This window comes from Rhodococcus sp. ARC_M5, assembly GCF_022810405.1.
Lineage (GTDB): Bacteria > Actinomycetota > Actinomycetes > Mycobacteriales > Mycobacteriaceae > Rhodococcoides > Rhodococcoides navarretei.
This window is the reverse complement of the sequence record NZ_JALGQE010000004.1, coordinates 373,738-394,841: the sequence shown is the minus strand read 5'-3', so window position 1 is coordinate 394,841 and position 21,104 is coordinate 373,738. Positions and strand designations below refer to the sequence as shown.

The following is a 21,104-nucleotide window of genomic DNA, read 5'->3' as shown; positions in this document are numbered from 1 at the left end:
TCTCGCGAGGAGAACAATGGTCACCGTCAGCTCGCAGAGTTCCTCTGTGTCTCAACCGGATTCGCAACAAGGCGGCCGGGTGCTCCGAGTCGGACCGCTCAAGCCGTCGCTGATGGACACGTTGGTTGCCGAGTACGACGCGCTCGAGCTGCCCGAAGGGGATGGTCGCGACGAATTTCTCGATACGCACGGCGAATCGATCACTGCGGTGGTCACCTCCGGTCGGACCGGTGTCGATGCCGCGCTGATGGGGAGGTTGCCGCAGCTCGGAGCGGTGGTGAATTTCGGCGTCGGCTACGACACCACCGACGTCGACGCGGCAGCAGACCGCGGCATCGCCGTCAGCAACACCCCCGACGTGTTGACCGACTGTGTGGCGGACCTCGCGGTCGGTCTGGTGATCGACACCATGCGTGGGCTGTCCTCCGCCGAGAGGTTCGTGCGGGCTGGTCGGTGGCCGGCCGAGGGCAACACGCCACTGACGCGTCAGGTCACCGGCAAGCGTGTGGGGATCATCGGCCTCGGGCGCATCGGCTCGGCAATTGCCGATCGGCTCAGAGGGTTTCGCTGCGAGATCTCGTACCACAATCGCAACGAGATCGACGGTTCGCCGTACACGTATGCAGCCAGTCCACAAGCGCTGGCCGACGGTGTCGACGTCTTGATCATCGCGGCGTCGGGGGGCTCGGGAACTGCCCATCTGGTCGATCGTGCAGTGCTCGAAGCGCTGGGGCCGCAGGGGTATCTGATCAACGTCGCACGCGGAAGCGTCGTCGACGAGGAAGCGCTGATCGAGTTGCTCGCCGCGGGGCAGCTGGCCGGAGCCGGTCTGGACGTCTTCGCCCATGAACCGAACGTGCCCGACGCCCTGCTGGCAATGGACAACGTGGTTCTGCTGCCGCACGTGGGCAGCGGGACGGTGGAGACGCGGGCCGCAATGGAAGCACTCACGCTCGAGAACCTCGATCGCTTCCTGGCCGACGGCACCCTCGTGACGCCGGTGACGCAGTGACCGTCGTCGTCGGCTACTCGCCGACCACCGAAGGAAAAGGCGCACTGCCCTTCGCTTTTCGCGAGGCCCACATGCGCGGTACCGACCTGCTCATCGTCGCCGAGGACAACAGCGCAGCCGACGCCGACTTCGCTGCCACCGTCGAGTCGGCTCGCGAGGAGACTTCGGCCGTCGGTGTGACGACGAAGATCCACGACAACGAAGCGGGCCGCTCGCACGCCGACAACCTGATCGACCTGTCGTTCGACGAGCAGGCTCAGCTGGTCGTGATCGGGATCCGGCGTCGATCGCCCGTCGGAAAGTTGTTCATGGGCAGCATCTCTCAGCGCGTACTGCTCGAGGCACACTGCCCGGTGACGGCCGTCAAGCCGCCGGTGGGGACGCCGCGATAGTTCGGTCGGGTGGCCTGCGTTCGTGCATTCGGTGGTGAGGTTGGCGGCGAAGGATGCCGGTGAGCTGTTGACGTTGCAGCGCGCTGCCTAAAAACGCATCGGCAGGAAACTTCCGAAGGCTATGCGCTGATTCATCTCTCCGGGAATCTCGCGTAGCGGTTTCGCGAATTCTCGGTGGTGCTGGAACTGGCATGTCGATTTCGTGTCGGTGGGTCGGGCTACGGTCCTTCTTGTTCACGGGAGAGCGTGGTGGGTCATCCGCCACGCGTTTGACCCTGCCGCAGGAAAGGAACCCGGTCAGTGCCAGCGCAAGCCTGGATCACCCTCATCGTCGGTCTGCTCGCCGTCGTCGGAGTGGTGGGAACTGTCAGCCAGCGCACTCGGGCGGACAACCGTTCCCAATCCTGGCAACGCATCACCTGGTGTCTCGAGCGGACCGTCAGCGAAAATGACGACGAAGCCGCACTCGGTTGGAGAGTATTTGGCACCGTCGCCACAACACCGTTCATCGCCAAGACCGACCGCCGCACACTACGGGTCATCGCCGATCACATCGTGACCGGATCTGACGACGTCCTGGCAGAAAGCGGCGGCAGCAGCGACAATGGAACCGACACAGACACGGAGGACCCGCGATGACCACCACGGAGAACCGCCCGGCACGCCGCGGCCGGTCGATGAAGGTCCGCTCTGCCGCCGCGCAAGCCTCGATCGCGCTCCGCGAGTACGACAAAGACCCTGTCCCGCAGTGGCTGCGCGACATCGCAGCAGGCAAGGACGTGTCCATACCGAAAGAGTGACCCCCCAGGCAACACCGGAAGGTTCGCGCGGCAGCTGCCGGACCTCGATCGAGCTCCATGCCGGGTAATCATTGATCTGCTCACAGTCGCAGGTAGGCATCTGGACAATAAGTGGGCAAACGCGCGCAGGCCTTCGGCGTCTCCCATCGGACCGCACTCGCGCCGTCACGGTCCTGCACGCAACTCGATCAGCGGCGCATCACGACCACTCCCGCGTCGGCAGCACATCGGTCATGAAGCGGTGCAGTGCCGGGTTGTCGTTGTCCACGCGCCATGCCGCGTCGAGTTCGACGGGGCGTTCCTTCACGGTCCGAACCGGCCGGAACACAACACCTTCCGGCCGCATGGTCGACGCCGACTCCGGTACCAATGCCAATCCGATGCCGGAACGAACGAGCACCAGCATCGTGTGCACCTGGGTCACGTACTGCACGTAGCGCGGGGACACCCCGACGATGGTGAAGGTGCTGATCAGCAGCTCGTGAAAGTACCGCGCGTCGACGGGCGAGTACATGATGATCGGCTGCTCGTCGAAGTCCTCCACCGACAGCTCGTCTTTCGCGGCCAGCGGGTGCGCCTCGGGCATCGCTGCGATCAACGATTCGTGCAGCACCGGTCGGGATGAGATGCCCGGTCGCTTGAGTGGTGGTCTGGCCAACCCGAGATCGATATCGCCGATGGCCAACGATTCCATCTGCACTGCCGAGACCATTTCGCGTAGAACGAGTTTGACGTCCGGTAGCTTCTCGCGGGCGGCGTCGAGCAACTGCGGGAGCACCGCGTGCGCCGAGGCGCCGGTGAATCCGACGACCACCGTTCCGAGATCGCCGGTGGGAACGCGTCGGACGGTGAGCAGTGCGCCCTCGGCGAGGTCGAGGATGCGTCGAGCCTCGGGAAGGAAGGCCAGGCCCGCCGCGGTCAGCGTCACCGACCGACTGGTGCGATCGATCAGCTGCACGCCGACCTCGCTTTCGAGCTGTTGAATCTGCCTGCTCAGCGGAGGCTGCGTCATGTGCAGTCGTTCGGCGGCGCGGCCGAAGTGCAACTCCTCGGCGACGGCGATGAAGCAGGACAGCCTGTTGAGCGAGAACATCGATTCACTCCTTGCATCGCGCTGACAGTTTCGCGGGACCTTTACGTATCAATCTAGCGTAGGCCGAAGGTCGCTACGATTAGCAACCTTCTCTCCAGTAAGAGTAGAGTTCGCGCGCAGCATCCCTCCGCACTCATCGAATGGAGTCGTCGTGTCTCGAGCTGCCCAGGTGCCAGTCACCGCCGTCGAAGACGTCTCGGTGCTGGGTGCGTTGCGCTCGCCGAAGCGACTCAAGACCGAAGTGCTCGCAGGCCTGGTGGTGGCACTGGCGCTGATTCCGGAAGCCATCTCGTTCTCGATCATTGCCGGTGTCGATCCACGCGTCGGGCTGTTCGCGTCGTTCACCATGGCCGTCACCATCTCCATCGTCGGTGGCCGCCCGGCGATGATCTCCGCTGCTACCGGGGCAATTGCGCTGGTCGTCGCCCCGCTGGCTCGGGACTACGGCCTCGACTACCTCATTGCAGCGGTGATCCTCGGAGGAGTCCTGCAGGTCGTGCTCAGCGTTCTCGGCGTCGCCAAGCTGATGCGCTTCATCCCGCGCAGCGTGATGATCGGCTTCGTCAACGCGTTGGCGATCCTGATCTTCAGCTCCCAGGTGCCGTACCTGATCGGGGTGCCGTGGTTGGTGTACCCGATGGTCGCCGTTGGCCTGCTCATCATGTTCTTTCTGCCCAAGCTCACCACGATCGTCCCGGCACCGTTGATCGCCATCGTGATACTCACCGGGGTCACGCTCGTGTTCGCGCTCGCGGTCCCGGATGTGGGCGACGAGGGCGAGCTGCCGTCCTCGCTGCCGTCGTTCTTGATCCCGGACGTACCGTTCACGTTCGACACACTGAGCATCATCGCGCCGTTCGCTCTGGCGATCGCATTGGTGGGTCTGCTCGAATCGCTGATGACGGCCAAGCTCGTCGACGACATCACCGACTCGCATTCCGACAAGACCCGCGAGGGTTGGGGCCAGGGCGTGGCCAATCTGGTCACCGGATTCACCGGCGGCATGGGCGGTTGCGCGATGATCGGTCAGACCATGATCAACGTCAAGGTTTCCGGTGCCCGCACCCGTATCTCGACGTTCCTCGCCGGCGTCTTTCTGCTGATCCTGGTGGTCGGTCTCGGCGACATCGTTGCGCTGATCCCGATGGCCGCGCTCGTCGCCGTCATGATCATGGTCTCCGTCGGAACCTTCGACTGGCACAGCATCAACCCGAAGACGTTGCGGCGCATGCCCAAGAGCGAAACCCTCGTCATGGTCGCGACCGTGGCAGTCACCGTGATCACCCACAACCTCGCGTACGGCGTCGTCGTCGGTGTGGTCACCGCGATGGTGCTGTTCGCTCGCAGGGTCGCGCACCTCACCGAGGTCGTTGACGTGGCGCATCCCGACGAGGACACCCGCGTCTACGCGGTGAAGGGCGAGTTGTTCTTCGCGTCGAGCAACGATTTGATCTATCAGTTCGACTACGTGGGGGATCCGAAGAACGTGGTCATCGACATGTCGGAGTCGCACATCTGGGACGCCTCGACTGTCGCGACCCTCGACGCCATCACCACCAAGTACGCCGCGAAGGGCAAGACGGTGCAGATCATCGGCCTGAACGCGCCCTCGATCGAACGGCACGATCGTCTCAGTGGAAACCTCGGTGCCGAGCACTGACTAGGGTGGACGCTCGGGCGAAGAGAGGCGGCACATGACGGACGACGACATGCACATGCAGATCGGGCAGGTAGCTCAGCGAACCGAGCTGTCCATCCGCACCGTCCGTCACTACGACGACGTGGGCCTGGTAGCGCCTTCTGCCCGGTCCGCAGGCGGATTTCGGTTGTACACCGAGGCCGACGTCGAACGCCTGCTCGTCATTCGCCGAATGAAGCCCCTCGACTTCACCCTGGCCGAGATGAAACAGCTACTGGAATCTCTCGACATTCTGGGCGACGAGAACGCGACCGACGATGCTCGATCGTCGGCCGCAGCGTTCGTTCGCGAGTGCCACACCAAGGCCGAGGACAGCTGCCGCACGTTGCGGCGGCAGCTCGCCTACGCCGAGGAGCTGACCGAGGTGCTGTCGACTCGCGGGGCAGCTGCCCAGCTCTAGCCGTCGACAACCACCGGGACGATGAGGGGCTGACGGCCCAGGGTCTGCTTGGCCCAGCGGGCCGACTCCTGCACGATGCGCTTCTCGATGTTCTCGCGAGAAGCAACCTTGACGTCGCTCTCGCGCGTGAGGGTCTTGCCGATCGCCTTGGCCAACGAGTCGAAAGCGTTGGCCTCGTGCGCGAATCCGCGTCCGATGAAGTCGACGTCGTCGACCAGCAGGCCGGTGTCGGGATCCACGATCGCAATGACGGTCAGGACGCCCTCGTTGGCGAGCAGGCGTCGGTCGGCCAGCGAATCCTCCGTCACACCACCGACGGAACTGCCGTCGACGTAGATCAGCTCGATGGGGACGGAGCCGGTGATCTGCGCGACGCCGTCGAACAGGTCGATGACGCTTCCGTTCTCGGCGATCAGGACGCGATCGCGAGGAACACCGGTCCTGATTGCGAGATCGGCGTTGGCGCGCAGGTGCCGCGATTCACCGTGTACGGGAAGCACATTGGCGGGTTCGAGGATGTTGTAGCAGTAGACGAGCTCGCCTGCGCTGGCGTGACCGGAGACGTGCACCTTGGCATTTCCCTTGTGCACCACGCGCGCACCCTTGTCCACGAGACCGTTGATGACGCGGTAGATCGCGTTCTCGTTTCCCGGAATGAGGCTGCTCGCCATCAGTACGGTGTCACCGTCGCCGACCTTGATCTGGTGTTCGCCCGAGGCCATCCGTGACAGTGCAGCCAGCGGCTCGCCCTGGGACCCGGTGCAGATCAGCGTGATCTTGTTCGCCGGAAGACGATTGAGCTTCGGCAGGTCCACGACGAGCCCGTCGGGCACATCGAGGTAGTTCAGATCGGTGGCAATCTTCATGTTGCGCACCATCGATCGGCCCACGAACGCCACTTTGCGGCCCTGGGCATGCGCGGCGTCGAGTACCTGCTGAATGCGGTGGACGTGACTGGCGAAGCTCGACACGATCACGCGTCCCGTGGTTTCGCGGAACACCTTCTCGATGGCCGGGACCAGGTCACGTTCGGAGACCATGAAGCCGGGAACCTCGGCGTTGGTGGAGTCCACGAGGAGTAGGTCGAGACCCTCCTCGCCGAGGCGCGCGAAGCTACGGAGGTCGGTGATCCGACCATCGAGCGGAAACTGGTCCATCTTGAAGTCGCCGGTGTGCAGCACCAGCCCGGCGTCGGTACGAATGGCGATGGCCAGACCGTCGGGGATCGAGTGGTTGACGGCGATGAATTCGAGCTCGAACGGGCCTTCCTGACGCGTCTGCCCCGCCTCGACTTCGATCAGCTTCGTCGAGACCTTGAACTCCTCGAATTTGGCGGCGAGGAAATGCAGCGTCAGCCGCGACGAGATGACGGGAATGTCGCCCCGTTCGCGGAGCAGGTAGGGGACACCGCCGATGTGGTCCTCGTGCCCGTGGGTGAGAACGATGGCGACGACGTCGTCGAGACGGTCCCGGATGCAACTCCAGTCCGGCAGGATGACGTCGACGCCCGGCTGATGCTCCTCGGGGAACAGCACGCCGCAGTCGACGATGAGCAGTTTTCCGTCGAATTCGAAGACGGTCATGTTCCGGCCGATCTCGCCGAGACCGCCGGTCGCGATCACGCGAAGGTGCCCTGCCGAAAGCGCGGAGGAGGATCGCTTTCTCGGTGCGGCGGGGGATCTGCGGTTCCGTGGTGATCTCGACATGCCTCTTACGCTACGGGGGGCCTCCGACCTGGTGTCGACCCCGGTCCGAACAGTGTCGATTTGCGTCAACTCTACTATTGCGTAAGAGTAGGGATCAGTTTCCTGACTGTTCCTTCCCGCCCGAAGTGTGCGGGATGCGTGAGATGCCCATCGGGCTCCACGAACAAAGCCTTCGGGCGCAGCGATGCGCCCACCCCTGGATGAGACCCGCCGTTTCTCGGCACGTCCGCATCCATCGATCACGAATGGAGAGATATGAGCGACTCCGCCGAGCGGATTCCGACCGTCATGAGTGCCCTGCGGTCCCCGCGAATGCTGAAGACCGAGGTGCTGGCCGGCCTGGTTGTCGCGTTGGCGCTGATTCCCGAGGCAATAGCCTTCTCGATCATTGCGGGTGTCGATCCGCGAGTGGGCCTGTTCGCGTCCTTCACGATGGCCGTGTCCATCGCGTTCCTGGGCGGCCGCCCCGCGATGATCTCTGCGGCCACCGGGGCAATTGCCCTGGTCATCGCTCCCGTCGCCAAGCAGTACGGCCTCGACTACTTCATCGCCACGGTCATCCTCGCCGGCGTCTTCCAAGTGATCTTCGGGGTCCTCGGCGTCGCCAAGTTGATGCGCTTCATCCCACGTAGCGTCATGGTCGGCTTCGTCAATGCACTGGCCATTCTGATCTTCACCTCGCAGTTTCCTGCGTTGATCGGCGTGCCGTGGCTGGTCTACCCGCTGGTGGCCGTCGGTCTGCTGATCATGGTCCTGCTCCCCAGGATCACCTCCGTCGTGCCCGCGCCGCTCGTGGCCATCGTGCTGCTGACCGTCGCCGCCGTCGTCTTCGCGCTGAATGTTCCGAACGTCGGCGGTGAGGGCGAGTTGCCGTCGAGCCTGCCCGCACTGCTGATCCCCGACGTCCCGTTCAACCTCGAAACGTTGAGCATCATTGCGCCGTACGCCCTTGCCATGGCCATCGTCGGACTGCTCGAATCGCTGCTCACGGCCAAACTGGTGGACGACGTCACCGACACGCACTCGAACAAGACCCGGGAGAGTTGGGGTCAGGGCGCAGCGAACGTCATCAGCGGATTCTTCGGCGGCATGGGTGGGTGCGCGATGGTCGGCCAGACGATGATCAACGTCAAGGCCTCGGGTGCCCGGACGCGCATCTCCACGTTCCTTGCCGGGGTGTTCCTGCTGATCCTGGTGGTCGGACTGGGTGACATCGTTGCGCTGATCCCGATGGCCGCACTCGCCGCCGTCATGATCATGGTTGCGATCGGCACGATGGATTGGCACAGCATCAGCCCGAAGACGTTGCGGCGCATGCCCAAGAGCGAAACGGCAGTCATGGTGGCAACCGTGGTCGTCACCGTCGCCACCCACAATCTCGCCTACGGCGTCGTCGTCGACGTCGTCACCGCGATGGTGCTGTTCGCTCGCAGGGTCGCGCACCTCACCGAGGTCGTCGACGTGGCGCATCCCGACGAGGACACCCGCGTCTACGCGGTGAAGGGGGAGTTGTTCTTCGCGTCCAGCAACGACCTCGTCTATCAGTTCGACTACACGGGTGATCCTCGACATGTCGTCATCGACCTCAGCGGTGCCCATGTCTGGGATGCATCCACGGTCGCCACGCTCGATGCCATCACCACGAAATACGAGGCAAAGGGCAAGCGAGCGGAGATCGTCGGCCTCGACGCGGTGTCTGCGCAGCGGCATGTCCGGCTGACCGGGCAGCTGTCGGGCGGCCATTGACGAGCAGTCGCCGATCGACCGATTCCATTGCGGAATCACGCGTCATCACTTTAAAGTGATGACGCGCATCATCGGATTGCGCCTCGTGCGGGAAGGTTCGTCGGCATGCACATTCACACCGTGGTGATCATCGGCAGTGGGTTCGGTGGCCAGTGCGCTGCCAAAGCGCTGCTCGATCGAGGGATCGACGACTTCGTGATCCTCGAGAGGCGTCCGTTCCTGGGCGGCACGTGGAAGCAGAATCGATACCCCGGCGCAGCCGTCGACGTGCAGAGTCCGCTCTATTCCATCGCGTCGGAGCCCTTCGAGTGGTCGCGTATGTTCGCCGAACGCGAGGAGCTGGAGCGGTACACCGACCACGTGCTCGAATCGAACGGTCTGCCTGCTCGAACGCACGTCGACACCGACGTCCGGAGAATCGAATGGGCCGGAGACCACTGGCTGATCACCACCTCGCGGGGCGACTACGCGGCGACGTTCGTCGTCAACGCGTCGGGACCGCTCAGTACACCCGTCGTCCCGCCGTTCCCCGGCCGGGAGAAGTTCCAGGGCACCCAGTTCCACACCAACGACTGGCACACCGAGTACGACCACGCCGGGAAACGGGTGGCGATCGTCGGCAGCGGGGCCAGCGCGGCACAGGTGATTCCCGCGATCCAACCCGACGTGGAGCAACTGCACGTCTTTCAGCGCACCCCGCACTGGGTGATGCCGCGCCACGATCGTGAATTCACAGCGCTTCAGCGAAAGCTGTTGCGTAGGGAACCGATTCGAAGGACGGTTCGCGCCGGGATCTACTGGACCCTCGAGACGCGCATTCTGGGCTTCAAGTACTCACGGACGATGCTGAAGGCCGTGGCGCAGCGAACTGCGCTGAAGCACATCGAGTCTCAGGTTCCGGATCCCGAGCTTCGAGCGAAGGTCACCCCCGACTACACCATCGGATGCAAGCGGGTACTGCTGTCCAACACGTTGTATCCCGCACTGGGGCAGCCGAACGTCACCCTGCACGACAAGAACGACGGCATCGCGGAGATCACCGAAACCGGGATCGTCACCACCACAGGCGAACACGTCGATGTCGACCTACTGGTGTGGTCCACCGGATACGACGCCACCGACGGCGTCATCTCGTATCCGGTGATCGGCCGGGACGGCCGCGCCCTGTCCGACGTCTGGGATCCCTATCCCCGCGCCTACCTCGGCACCACGATTCCCGGTTTCCCCAACCTCTTCGTCGTCACCGGTCCGAACACCGGCATCGGCCACACCTCGGCGATCTTCCTCATCGAGGCACAGATGGAGTACATCGTGCGGGCCGTCGATGCCGTCCGACAGGCCGGAGCGACGGCCATCGAGGTCACTGCCGCCGCAGAGCGGGAGTACACCGACACGATTCATCGCGAGATGGAGGGCACCGTCTGGAAGGACGGCGGCTGCCACAGCTGGTACCAGTCGAAGTCCGGGCATGTCGTGGCCATGTTCCCCGGCTTCAGTTTCACTTTCCGGCGGTGGGCCAAGCGTTTTCGGCCGGAAGCCCATCACATCCACCGGTCTTCCACCGACGTGACGACGAAGGACGAGGTATCGGCATGAAGGATCATTCGGGCCAGGTAGCGCTGATCACGGGAGCGGCAGGCGGCATCGGTTCGGCCGTCGCGTCGGCACTGCATCGACGCGGTGCCTCGGTCGTTCTGGTCGACATGGCGTCGACCGATCTCGAATCGGTGGCGGCGACACTGGGCAACCAGCGCGTGGCGATCGCCTACGCCGACGTCACCGTGCGAGAGCAACTCGACGCGGCGGTTGCCACCGCCATCGAGACGTTCGGCACGCTCGACATCGTGATGGCGAATGCGGGAATCTCCAGCGGCGCACAGGCATCGACGATCCGATCCGTCGACGACGGTGTGTTCGAGAGAGTCATCGGGGTCAATCTCGTCGGTGTGTGGAACACGGTGCGAGCAGCGCTGCCGCACATCGTCGAGTCCGGGGGATACGTACTGCTCACCTCCTCGACGTACGCCTACCTCAACGGGCTGGCGAATGCGCCGTACGCGGCGTCGAAGGCGGCCGTCGAACAACTCGGTCGCGCGTTGCGGGCGGAACTCGCGGGCACGAAAGCGACGGCCGGAGTGCTGTACCCGGGCTGGGTGGCCACTCCCATTGCCGACGTGGCGTTCGGCGGCGACACCGTCGCGACGGCGATGATCGCCCGGGCCTTCCCTACTCCGCTGCTTCGCCCGATCACGCCGGACAAGCTTGCGCGCGTAGCCGTTCGAGGGATCGGACGGCGAGCTGCGCGCATCGCCGTGCCCGGCCGCTGGATCCCGATCTCGATAGTGCGCGGCATCGTCAACCCGATCATGGATGCCACGATGGAGCGAGACTCCGAATTGATCCGGCTGACAGCCGAACTGGATGCCCGACGGTCATGAGCGCAACAGTCGACGTGCCCGGCCGGGCCTACGGCGGTGAGAGTGCCGCCGACCGCGACGACCGCAGGCGACGGCAGCTGCTGGACGCGGGCCTGCGGGTGTTCGGCAGCGTCGGGTACCGCGCCGCGACCGTCCGCGGACTGTGCCGCGAGGCCAAGATCGCCGACCGGCACTTCTATCAGTATTTCGACAAGACCGAGGATCTCCTGCTCGCGGTCTACGCAGAATGCATTGCGCAACTTACGGACTCGGTGTCCGAAGCCATGGCAGAGGTAGATCCTGACGGTGGTCTCGGGGCCGTTGCGAAGCAGTTGCTCGAACCGTTCTTTCAGGTGGTCGAGGACCCGCACCTTGCCCGCGTGGTGTGGATGGAGGTGCTGGGGGTCAGTTCTCGCGTCGAGCAGACCTATCTGACGGTGATGCACGAGTTCGGTGTTCTGCTGCTCGGCTACCTCCGCACGTTCGCGGGCGAGGTGCCGTCGGGCCCCGATATGGATGTCGACCTGCTCGCGACCGCCGCCATCGGCGGCATCAGCCACACCGCGATGACGTGGTACCAGAGCGGTTACGTCGCAGAGCGCCGCATCGTCGTCGCCACCATTGCGACCATGCTTGCCAACATCGTTGCGCCGCTGACGTCATAGCGTCGGATCACCAGCGCGGGCAGGTGTTCTCGAAGCTCGGATCGATACTCTGCATGTAGCCGGTGTCGTCACGGTCTCGGATCCCGCAGTCGAGATACAGCTGGTGCAGCGCCGCGAGCGCGTCCTCGTCGATCTCGATGCCGAGACCGGGCGCGGTGGGTACGGCCACCGCCCCGTCGACGAAGTTCAGAACGCCCGGGACCACGACGTCCTCGTGCTTCCACGGCCAATGGGTATCGCAGGCGTAGGTGAGATTCGGTGTGGCTGCGGCAAGGTGAACCATGGCCGCGAGACTGATTCCGAGATGGCTGTTCGAGTGCATCGACAGACCCATCTCGAAAGTCTCGCAGATTCCGGCGAGCAGTCTCGACCGCTGCAGACCTCCCCAGTAGTGGTGGTCGGACAGCACCACCTGCACCGAGTCCTTCAGCACAGCGGGCTTCAGGTGATCGAAAGCGACGACGCACATGTTGGTCGCGAGAGGCATCTTCGCTTCGCGCGCAACCTCGGCCATGCCGTCGAGCCCCGGTGTCGGGTCCTCGAGGTACTCCACGATGCCGTCGAGTTCGGCGGCGACGCGGATGGACGTATCGACGGTCCAGGCAGCGTTGGGATCGAGCCGAAGCGGTAGCTCGGGAAACGCTTCGCGTAGCGCCTTGATTCCGGCAATCTCCTCGTCGGGTGGAAAGACGCCGCCCTTGACCTTGATGGCCTCGAAACCGTACTCGTCGATCATCTTTCGAGCCTGGCGCACCAGGCCTTCCGGATCGATTGCCTCGCCCCACTCGTCGGGCTCTCGGCCGGGATGCGCTGCCCACTTGTAGAACAGATACGCGCTGAACGGAACCGAGTCCCGAACCTTGCCGCCGAGCAGATCGGACACCGGTCGCCCCAGCACTTTGCCCTGCACGTCCAGGCACGCGATCTCGAACGGGGAGAACACGCGGTCCGTCGTACTGGCCGTGGTGATCATACCGGCGACGCCGTCTCCGCCGGTGATCGACAGCGTCCCCAGCACGGTAGCGACGGCCTCTCGAATGTCGTTGAGCGCGAACACGTCCAGGCCGGCGATGGCCGTGGCGGCCGCGTCGAGACGAGCCAGATGCGCCGTGTCGGCGTACGTTTCACCGAGTCCGACGACGCCGGCATCGGTGTCCAACTGAATGATCGCGCGCAGCGCGTAGGGCTGATGCACGCCGACGGTGTTGAGCAACGGAGGATCGACGAAAGCGATGGGAGTGATCCGAGCGCCGGTGATCAGGACCGGTTCTCGCATCAGTGCACCGCGAGCTCGTCGGCCAGCACGGCCCGGCCGGCGGCGACGATTGCGGTGAGTTCCTCGAGGTGCGGCGCGCTGATGTCCACCAGCGGTGGGCGAACCGGTCCGGCCTCGATACCCTCCATCGTCACGCCCGCCTTGATGAGAGCGACGGCGTAGCCGGGAACCTTGTCGCGCAGGCGCACCAGCGGGTGGAAGAACTCGCGAAGCAGTGCGGCAGTGAGCTTGTCGTTGCCGTTTTCCATGGAGCGGTAGAACGCCAACGCCAGCTCGGGTGCGAACGCGAATGTCGCGGAGGAGTACAGCGTGACACCGATCGCGCGGTACGCCTGCTGGGAGACCTCGGCGGTGGGCAGGCCGTTGAAGAACTGGAAGGGCTTGCCCGACGGCTCCAGGGCATCCAGGACGGCGCGGACGATGCGGCCGACCTGATCGAGATCGCCTGTGCCGTCCTTGAACCCGACGACGGTGGGCAGCTGCGCTACCTCGACGGCCGAGTCCTCGGTGAAGCGGGCGTTGCCACGGTTGTAGACGATCAGCGGCAGATCGGATGCACCGGCAACGGCCTTGGTGTAGTTGACCAGACCGGCTTGCGGCATCGTCACCAGGTAGGGAGGCAGCAGCAAGATGCCGTCGGCTCCGTTGGTCTTCGCGCTCGACGCGAATGCCTTTGCCTGCGCCACGGACCCACCTGCACCGGCGTACACCGGAACCCGGCCCGCGACGACATCGACTGCGGTGCGCACGATCCTGCCGAACTCCTCGGTCTCGAGGGCATGGAATTCGCCGGTGCCGCAGGCGATGAACACTCCACCGGGTCCCGCGTCGACACCCTTCGCGATGTGAGCGGCCAGCAGGTCGTAATCGACCTCACCGGAAGCGGTGAACGGGGTGACGGGGAAGAACAGGACGCCGTCGAGCATGGGGATCTCCTCGAAAATTAGGTGGGGTGAGTCAGTCTTGGGTGAGCTGGCCGTCGATGCGGCGGAAGATGCCCTCGGGATTCCCGTCGGCGACAGCGCTGGGCAGCAACGACTTCGGTACATCCTGGTAAGAGACAGGGCGGAGGAAACGCTCGATCGCGAGCGATCCGACCGAGGTGGTGCGGGAGTTGGAGGTGGCGGGGAAGGGGCCGCCGTGGACCATCGCGTGGCCGACCTCGACGCCGGTCGGCCATCCGTCGAACAGGATGCGGCCGGCCTTGAGTTCGAGGATCGACAGGAGCTTGCCTGCCTCGGCATGATCGGACTCGTCGGCGTGGACGGTGGCGGTGAGCTGTCCCTCCAACAGCGCGGCGACGTCACGGACCTGCTGTGCATCGGTGCAGCGAACGATGAGGCTCGACGCGCCGAACACCTCGGCCTGCGCGGCCTCGGAGGTGAGGAACGTATCGGCGTCGGTGACGAACAGTGCTGCGCGGCAGGCATTCGGGGCGTCGGTGTCCGATCCACGCGCTACCACGGTCACCGCGTCGGACAGGCCGGCGACGCCGTCGGCATAGCTGGAGGCGATGTTCGGGGTCAGCATCGTGGTGGGGGTGGACTCCTGCACCGCGGTGGATGCTGCCTCCGTGAAGGACTGCAGTCCTGCGCCGTCCACGGCGATGACGAGGCCCGGGTTGGTGCAGAACTGGCCCGATCCCATTGTCAGCGATGCGACGAACGCGCGGCCCAGTTCGGCTCCGCGGGTGGCGAGTGCACCGTCCATGACGAACACCGGATTGATGGAACTCATCTCGGCGTACACCGGGATGGGCTCCCGACGACCCGCCGCAGCGGCGACGAGAGCTGTTCCACCCGAACGTGATCCGGTGAATCCGACGGCCTTGATGCGAGGGTCGGTCACCAGAGCGGTGCCGAGTCCGCGACCGGAGCCGAACAGCAGTGAGAAGGTGCCCGAGGGCATTCCGGTGGAGGACACTGCGTCGGCGATCGCGCGGCCGACCAGTTCGGACGTCCCCGGATGCGCGTCGTGCGCCTTGACGATCACGGGGCATCCGGCCGCGAGAGCGGAGGCGGTGTCGCCGCCGGCGACGGAGAAGGCGAGTGGAAAGTTGCTGGCTCCGAACACCGCAACCGGTCCCAGCGGAATCTGCCGTTGGCGGATGTCGGCGCGGGGGAGCGGCGTGCGCTCGGGCTGAGCCGGATCGATGCGGGCACCGTTCCAGCTGCCCTCGCGCAGAACGGAAGCGAACAGGCGCAGCTGACCGGTGGTGCGACCGACTTCGCCGGTGATGCGAGCCAGTGGAAGTCCCGACTCGGCGACCGTCCGCTCGATCAGGGTGTCGCCGAGCGCGGCGATGTTGTCTGCGATGGTCTCGAGGAACTGCGCGCGGGTCTCCGAGGAGGTGGCCCGGTAGTCGGCGAAAGCTTCGGCCGCTGCGGCGCAGGCCTTCTCGACGTCGGCATCGTCTCCGTGTCCGTAGGCTGGTTCGAGATTCTCGCCGGTGCTGGGGTCGATTCCGTGAATCTGCGTGCCGCCACCGAAGACCGGGGTGCCGGCGACGATCATCCGGCCGGTGAGGTGGGTGGACTGTGTCGTCGACGCTGTCATGGGGTGACTCCTAAGGCTGTGGTGCGGTACATGCGCTGACGCCGAGGCGTGACCTGGCTCATAGCTCACCACGGTAGAAGGCCGATCGATACATGTCCAAGTCTAAAAATGTCGCATTTGATTCAGTCTCGGTATCGATCTCACTGCCAGGACCGTTGTGCTCCGGGTGTCGTTACCAATACCGCTACGGCATCGTTCGATGCGCAGATGGTCTTGGACAGGCATCGATCCGGGGTCCTACTGTCGTTTGTGAGCCGAGTCACCGGAAGTATGTGAGAAAGGTCGGACATGAACGTCCACACCAGCACGCCCGTCGTCACCGATATGCGTGTCATTCCGATTGCCGGCCACGACGACATGTTGTTGAACCTCAGCGGTGCACATGCTCCGTACTTCACCCGCAATCTGGTGGTACTCACGGACTCGGACGGACGAACCGGCGTCGGCGAAGTGCCGGGCGGTGAGGCGATTCGGCAGACTCTCGAGGATGCGCGGGGGCTCGTCGAGGGCCAGGGCATCGGCCGGTACAACGCGGTGCTGGCCGAGATGCGCCGCGCGTTCGCGGATCGTGATGCCGGGGGCCGCGGAGCGCAGACCTTCGATCTGCGGATCGCGATCCATGCAGTGACCGCAGTGGAATCGGCCATGCTGGATCTGCTCGGCCAGCACCTCGGCGTCAGCGTTGCCGCACTGTTGGGGGACGGACAACAGCGCGAGAAGGTCCAGGCTCTGGGCTACCTGTTCTTCGTCGCCGATCGGACCAAGACCGACCTCGCCTACCGCAGTGCCGCCGACGAGGCCGCCGGGGCCGACGACTGGATGCGCATCAGGCACCAGGAGGCGATGGACCCCGCAGCGATCGTGCGCCTCGCCGAGGCTGCGCAGGCGCGCTACGGATTTCAGGACTTCAAGCTCAAGGGTGGTGCGCTGCCCGCGGCCGAGGAGGCTGCCGCGGTGCGCGCACTGGCCGAGCGATTCCCCGAGGCGCGAATCACGTTGGATCCGAACGGTGGTTGGCTGCTGAAGGACGCGATCGACACCTGCCGCGGGCTGCGCGACGTGTTGGCCTACGCCGAGGACCCCGTCGGGCCCGAGGGCGGTTTCTCCGGCCGCGAGGTGATGACGGAGTTCAAGCGGGCCACGGGATTGCAGACGGCGACCAACATGATCGCCACCGATTGGCGGGAAATGGGCCACACCATCCGGTCCGGTGCCGTGGACATCCCCTTGGCCGACCCACACTTCTGGACGATGGCCGGCTCGGTACGCGTTGCTCAGCTCTGTGACGCCTGGGGCCTGACGTGGGGTTCGCACTCCAACAATCACTTCGACGTCTCTCTCGCCATGTTCACCCATGTCGCGGCGGCGGCCCCGGGCACGATCACCGCCATCGACACCCACTGGATCTGGCAGGACGGGCAACGAGTCACCAAGGAGCCGTTCACGATCGAGAATGGCTACCTCACCGTGCCCGACAAGCCGGGTCTGGGCGTCGAGCTCGACTTCGAGCAGGTCGACGCGGCACACGAGCTGTACCTGAAGGAAGGCCTCGGCGCCCGTGACGACGCCATCGGCATGCAGTATCTGATCGAGGGATGGACGTTCGACAGCAAGCGGCCGGCTCTGGTCCGATGAGTTCGGGTGCGCTGATGAAGATCGTCGTCGGGGATCGCAACATCCTGCCGCACCGCGAGCAGTTCGAGGCGGGATTGCCTGATGGCGCAGAGGTGATCTGGTGCGTGCCGTTCGACGAGAGTCGGGTCATCGGCGAACTTGCCGACGCGGACGTGTACGTCGGCGGCAAGTTCAGCGCGGCCATGGGTGCCGCAGCGCCGAAGTTGCGTATGGTGCACGTCGCGGGTGCCGGAACGGACAACGTCGATCGCTCCGGGCTAGGTCCTGATGTGCAGGTGTGCAGCACCTTTCATCATGAGCAATCGATCGCCGAGTACGTTGTGGCGGCGACGGTGATGCTGCGCCGCAATTTCCTGCAGCAGGATCGCGCACTCCGCTCCGGTGTGTTCGCCACTGCCGTCTACGACCCGAGCATCGCGCAACCGTTGTCGCTGAGCGGTGCCCGCATCGGATTCGTCGGCTTCGGGCATATCGGCAAGCGAACGTTGCAGCTGTTTCAGGCCTACGGCGCGGTGGGTGCTGCCGTCACCGGGAGCGGTCGTGCTTCGGGCGAGGGTCTCGAATGGGTTTCGGATACACAGGATTTGGGAAAGATTGCCGAGTTCGCCGATGTACTCGTGGTCTCCGCGCCGCTGAACGAGCGTACCCGCGGCATGATCGGTGCCGAGGAGCTGAGCAGGCTCGGTAGCGACGGGGTACTCGTCAATGTCGGTCGTGGTCCGTTGGTGCAGGAACAACCGCTGTTCGACGCCCTGTCGCGCAACGAGATTGCCGCCGCTGCGATCGACGTGTGGTATCGCTACCCCGGGCCGGACGGTGTGGGAGAACCGAGTGTGTTGCCGTTTCGCGATCTCGACAACGTGCTGATGACGCCACACTCGTCGGGCGTCACGCACCATACGTTCGTGGGCCGAGTCGCGGATATTGCGTCGAACATCGATGCGCTGGCGGCATCGATCGACCGATAATCGGTGTTGGACCCGCATTGTACCGGCTAAATAGTCTGTGAGACAGCGTAAATCGACGATACTAGGAGCCTCAGATGACCATTGCCACAGACAAACCGACCAGCGGCCTCACTGCCCCGGATGCTGCGATCACCGCATTGGCCGCCGGTGCCGCCAGCATCGATCGCATCGCCGAGGTCACGCTGTCCTCGATCGTGCTACCGCTGAAGAATCCGATCAGCGACGCCAAGGTGCTCACCGGCCGGCAGAAGGCGATGACCGAGGTGGTGTTCCTGTTCGCCGAAATTCGGACCGAACAGGGCCATGAGGGAATCGGTTTCGGATACTCCAAGCGGGCAGGCGGTCCAGCTCAGTTCGCTCATGCCCAGGAGATCGCCCCGGTGCTCATCGGTGAGGACCCGAACGACATCGGCAAGATCTGGACCAAGCTGGTGTGGGCCGGAGCGTCGGTGGGCCGCAGTGGTGTTGCCACGCAGGCGATCGCGGCGATCGACATCGCGCTATGGGATCTCAAAGCCAAGCGTGCCGGGTTGCCGCTGGCCAAGTTGATCGGCTCGTCACGCGATTCGGTCCAGACCTACAACACCTCCGGTGGATTTCTGCACACTCCGATCGCGGAGGTCATGGAGAACGCCGCGATTTCACTCTCGAACGGTATCGGTGGCATCAAACTGAAGGTGGGACAGCCGGATTGGCGCACCGACATCGCCCGGGTCACCGCGGTGCGCGAGTTCCTCGGCGACGACGTTCCTCTGATGGTCGACGCCAACCAGCAGTGGGACCGCCCGACGGCGCAGCGCATGGGCCGAATCCTCGAGCAGCTCGACCTCGTGTGGATCGAAGAGCCGCTCGACGCCTACGACGCCGAGGGACACGCCCAGCTCGCTCGTAGCCTCGACACTTCGATCGCCACTGGAGAGATGCTGGCCAGCGTCGGCGAGCACGTGCGCCTCATCGAGGCCGGCTCGGTCGACATCCTGCAACCCGACGCTCCCCGCATCGGCGGCATCACGCAGTTCCTGAAGTTGGCCACACTGGCCGAGCGCCACAATCTGCAGCTCGCCCCGCACTTCGCCATGGAGATCCACCTGCACCTCGCGGCGGTGTATCCCCTGCAGACGTGGGTGGAGCACTTCGACTGGCTGGACCCGTTGTTCGACGAGCACCTCGAGACACGAGACGGACGCATGCATCTGTCCGCTCGCCCGGGGCTCGGATTCACGCTGAGCGAGCAGGGACGAGCGTGGACCGTGGCGAAGGCAGTCGTGCGCTAGCCGGTACCGGCCACGGTCACACGGGAAGGATGCGGCGCATGAGCGATCTGGCTGCGGCGACGACGAGTTGCCGATTGTGCGTGTGCACGAATTCGAATCGACGATCTGTGTCGGCGCAGTCCGTATCACCCAGATCGCGGGCGATGAGCGCCGAGAAATAGTGCTGACCGACCGCGGTGATCGTCCACTCTCGGGTGAACTCCTCCGTGGGGTCGAGATCTGCTCCGCGCACACCCGGCGCAGGCTCTCCTCCCAACCCGACGCCCACGGCTGCGACAAACGCGTGCTTGGTGGCCAGCAAGGCGTACTGCGCAGCGACAGGCGGGCTGAACCATCGGGAATGCTGGAAGGTGGACATGAGGGCCAGCGAATCGTTGGTATCGCGGGCGTGGTCCTCGATCTGGCGGGAGATGGCACGAATGAAGGCTTTGGTTCCGATGGACGGGGCCACGAGCTCGAACAGATCCGATGGCAGGTTCGGCACCAGACCGGAGTTCGCAACGGGCTCGCTCAGGATCGACTGCGCACCCGGTGCGGTCCGAACGGACTCGGGCAGGGGGCCAGGCCTTCCGAACAGCCATCCCTGTCCCAGTACCGCGCCGAGCGAGTGAGCGCGGGCGAGGTGTTCGTCGTTTTCGATGCCCTCTGCCAGAACAGTCGCCCCGGTCGCCTCGGAATGCGCTCGTACCGCGGCGATCACGCGCGCCTGCTCTCGACTCGGATCTCGCTGGACCAACGAACGGTCGAGTTTGATGATGTCCGGTGCGACGAACTCGAGCATGGTCATCGTGTCCGGATGCACGCTGATGTCGTCGAGAGCGATGCGGCATCCTGCCCGCCGACCATCGGCAACCACGGACAACAACACTGCGGGATCGGCCAGCAGTGACCTCTCGGTCAACTCGAGCACCACGGAAAATCGGCCCTCGGCCGCTGCGAACGCGCGCTTGGCACCGTCGGTCGGTCCGGTCGCGGTGTGGGGTTCCACGTTGACGAACAAGCACAGTTCCTGTGCCATCCCTGCAGCGAGTGCCGCGTCGACCGCGCTTGTGCGACACGCCCAATCGAGATCGTCCACCACACCCAGATCTGCCGCCGTCGCAAACACGGAATCCAGGTCCAGTAGGGGCCACTCGGGCCACCGCGCCAGAGCCTCGTACCCGAGGACGGTTCCGGTGCCGAGTTCGATCACGGGTTGGAACACCGGGCGGACAGCGTTCACATCAGCGAGGGCAGAGGCGATCGCCTCGTGCGAGGAACGCTCGCGCACAGCGTCGTCCGGCATGAAGATGTCCTTTTTCGCGATCGAACATTGAGCTTCAGCTCAATTCCGACGTTACCCGCCCGGAGCGAGCTCAGTGCGGAACCGCGGCCGTCTGGGTAGACGAAGAGCCCGGAGCCGATGCGTACGTCATGGCAAGCCGATATCGAGAGCACCGTTCAGCCCATCGTCGTCCGCACCGAC

The 21,104-nt window shown here is 64.8% G+C and carries 19 protein-coding genes; 13 read left to right on the top strand and 6 right to left on the bottom strand.

Annotated features, from left to right (window positions below; translation table 11 throughout):
• The first annotated feature begins 16 nt into the window (after positions 1-16).
• The 4 genes from MTX34_RS09345 (at position 17) to MTX34_RS09330 (ending at position 2,204) form a co-directional block, all read left to right on the top strand.
• Positions 17-1,012, top strand: a complete 996-nt coding sequence (locus MTX34_RS09345; RefSeq protein WP_243609204.1) for a 2-hydroxyacid dehydrogenase — start codon at positions 17-19, stop codon at positions 1,010-1,012.
• A complete protein-coding gene (locus MTX34_RS09340) occupies positions 1,009-1,404 on the top strand; it encodes a universal stress protein (RefSeq protein ID WP_222056963.1) in 396 nt (131 codons plus the stop codon). The genes MTX34_RS09345 and MTX34_RS09340 overlap by 4 nt, the downstream gene beginning before the upstream one ends.
• A gap of 300 nt (positions 1,405-1,704) precedes the next feature.
• Entirely contained in the window at positions 1,705-2,043 is a 339-nt protein-coding gene (locus MTX34_RS09335) for a hypothetical protein (RefSeq protein WP_243609203.1), read from the top strand.
• Positions 2,040-2,204, top strand: coding sequence for a hypothetical protein (locus MTX34_RS09330; protein ID WP_243595268.1), 165 nt, complete (start codon positions 2,040-2,042; stop codon positions 2,202-2,204). Before MTX34_RS09335 ends, MTX34_RS09330 begins: the two co-directional genes overlap by 4 nt.
• 199 nt (positions 2,205-2,403) lie before the next feature.
• Here MTX34_RS09330 and MTX34_RS09325 read toward each other — a convergent pair whose 3' ends face one another.
• Positions 2,404-3,297, bottom strand: coding sequence for a LysR substrate-binding domain-containing protein (locus MTX34_RS09325; RefSeq protein ID WP_243595267.1), 894 nt, complete (start codon positions 3,295-3,297; stop codon positions 2,404-2,406).
• A gap of 151 nt (positions 3,298-3,448) precedes the next feature.
• Between MTX34_RS09325 and MTX34_RS09320 the strand changes: the two genes are divergently transcribed.
• Entirely contained in the window at positions 3,449-4,957 is a 1,509-nt protein-coding gene (locus MTX34_RS09320) for a SulP family inorganic anion transporter (protein WP_243595266.1), read from the top strand.
• A 34-nt stretch (positions 4,958-4,991) separates the two neighbouring features.
• Entirely contained in the window at positions 4,992-5,396 is a 405-nt protein-coding gene (locus tag MTX34_RS09315; protein WP_243595265.1) for a MerR family transcriptional regulator, read from the top strand.
• On the opposite strand, the gene MTX34_RS09310 is transcribed toward MTX34_RS09315, so the two are convergent.
• Positions 5,393-7,018, bottom strand: a complete 1,626-nt coding sequence (locus tag MTX34_RS09310) for a ribonuclease J (protein WP_374230284.1) — start codon at positions 7,016-7,018, stop codon at positions 5,393-5,395. The two genes, MTX34_RS09315 and MTX34_RS09310, sit on opposite strands and share 4 nt — an antisense overlap.
• A 339-nt stretch (positions 7,019-7,357) precedes the next feature.
• Between MTX34_RS09310 and MTX34_RS09305 the strand changes: the two genes are divergently transcribed.
• The 4 genes from MTX34_RS09305 to MTX34_RS09290 all read left to right on the top strand — a co-directional run bounded on the left by MTX34_RS09305 (position 7,358) and on the right by MTX34_RS09290 (position 11,930).
• On the top strand, positions 7,358-8,848 hold the full coding sequence (locus MTX34_RS09305; protein WP_243609202.1) for a SulP family inorganic anion transporter: 1,491 nt from the start codon (positions 7,358-7,360) through the stop codon (positions 8,846-8,848).
• Positions 8,849-8,953: 105 nt separating this feature from the next.
• A complete protein-coding gene (locus MTX34_RS09300) occupies positions 8,954-10,444 on the top strand; it encodes an NAD(P)/FAD-dependent oxidoreductase (protein WP_243609201.1) in 1,491 nt (496 codons plus the stop codon).
• Positions 10,441-11,286 (top strand): SDR family NAD(P)-dependent oxidoreductase, encoded by an 846-nt coding sequence (locus tag MTX34_RS09295; protein ID WP_243609200.1) that lies wholly within the window; start codon positions 10,441-10,443, stop codon positions 11,284-11,286. The genes MTX34_RS09300 and MTX34_RS09295 overlap by 4 nt, the downstream gene beginning before the upstream one ends.
• Positions 11,283-11,930, top strand: coding sequence for a TetR/AcrR family transcriptional regulator (locus MTX34_RS09290; protein ID WP_243609199.1), 648 nt, complete (start codon positions 11,283-11,285; stop codon positions 11,928-11,930). The genes MTX34_RS09295 and MTX34_RS09290 overlap by 4 nt, the downstream gene beginning before the upstream one ends.
• A gap of 7 nt (positions 11,931-11,937) precedes the next feature.
• On the opposite strand, the gene MTX34_RS09285 is transcribed toward MTX34_RS09290, so the two are convergent.
• Genes MTX34_RS09285 through MTX34_RS09275 form a run of 3 tightly spaced genes read right to left on the bottom strand, consistent with a single transcriptional unit; the run spans position 11,938 to position 15,762 of the window.
• Positions 11,938-13,206, bottom strand: coding sequence for a glucarate dehydratase family protein (locus MTX34_RS09285; protein ID WP_374639203.1), 1,269 nt, complete (start codon positions 13,204-13,206; stop codon positions 11,938-11,940).
• Positions 13,206-14,132 carry a 5-dehydro-4-deoxyglucarate dehydratase gene (locus MTX34_RS09280; RefSeq protein WP_243609198.1) on the bottom strand — a complete coding sequence of 309 codons (927 nt, stop codon included), beginning with the start codon at positions 14,130-14,132 and terminating at the stop codon, positions 13,206-13,208. The genes MTX34_RS09285 and MTX34_RS09280 overlap by 1 nt, the downstream gene beginning before the upstream one ends.
• Before the next feature lie 31 nt (positions 14,133-14,163).
• Positions 14,164-15,762 carry an aldehyde dehydrogenase (NADP(+)) gene (locus MTX34_RS09275; protein ID WP_243609197.1) on the bottom strand — a complete coding sequence of 533 codons (1,599 nt, stop codon included), beginning with the start codon at positions 15,760-15,762 and terminating at the stop codon, positions 14,164-14,166.
• A 288-nt stretch (positions 15,763-16,050) separates the two neighbouring features.
• On the opposite strand from MTX34_RS09275, the gene MTX34_RS09270 reads away from it, so the two are divergent.
• From MTX34_RS09270 to MTX34_RS09260, 3 genes are all read left to right on the top strand, one after another.
• Entirely contained in the window at positions 16,051-17,397 is a 1,347-nt protein-coding gene (locus tag MTX34_RS09270; RefSeq protein WP_243609196.1) for an enolase C-terminal domain-like protein, read from the top strand.
• A 14-nt stretch (positions 17,398-17,411) separates the two neighbouring features.
• Positions 17,412-18,365: a 2-hydroxyacid dehydrogenase gene (locus tag MTX34_RS09265; RefSeq protein ID WP_243609195.1), complete on the top strand. Its 954-nt coding sequence runs from the start codon at positions 17,412-17,414 to the stop codon at positions 18,363-18,365.
• A 74-nt stretch (positions 18,366-18,439) separates the two neighbouring features.
• The gene (locus MTX34_RS09260) at positions 18,440-19,639 is read left to right on the top strand and encodes a mandelate racemase/muconate lactonizing enzyme family protein (protein ID WP_243609194.1); all 1,200 of its coding nucleotides are present in this window, start codon (positions 18,440-18,442) and stop codon (positions 19,637-19,639) included.
• Between the two features lie 16 nt (positions 19,640-19,655).
• On the opposite strand, the gene MTX34_RS09255 is transcribed toward MTX34_RS09260, so the two are convergent.
• The gene (locus tag MTX34_RS09255) at positions 19,656-20,924 is read right to left on the bottom strand and encodes an EAL domain-containing protein (protein WP_243609193.1); all 1,269 of its coding nucleotides are present in this window, start codon (positions 20,922-20,924) and stop codon (positions 19,656-19,658) included.
• Positions 20,925-21,104: the final 180 nt, after the last annotated feature.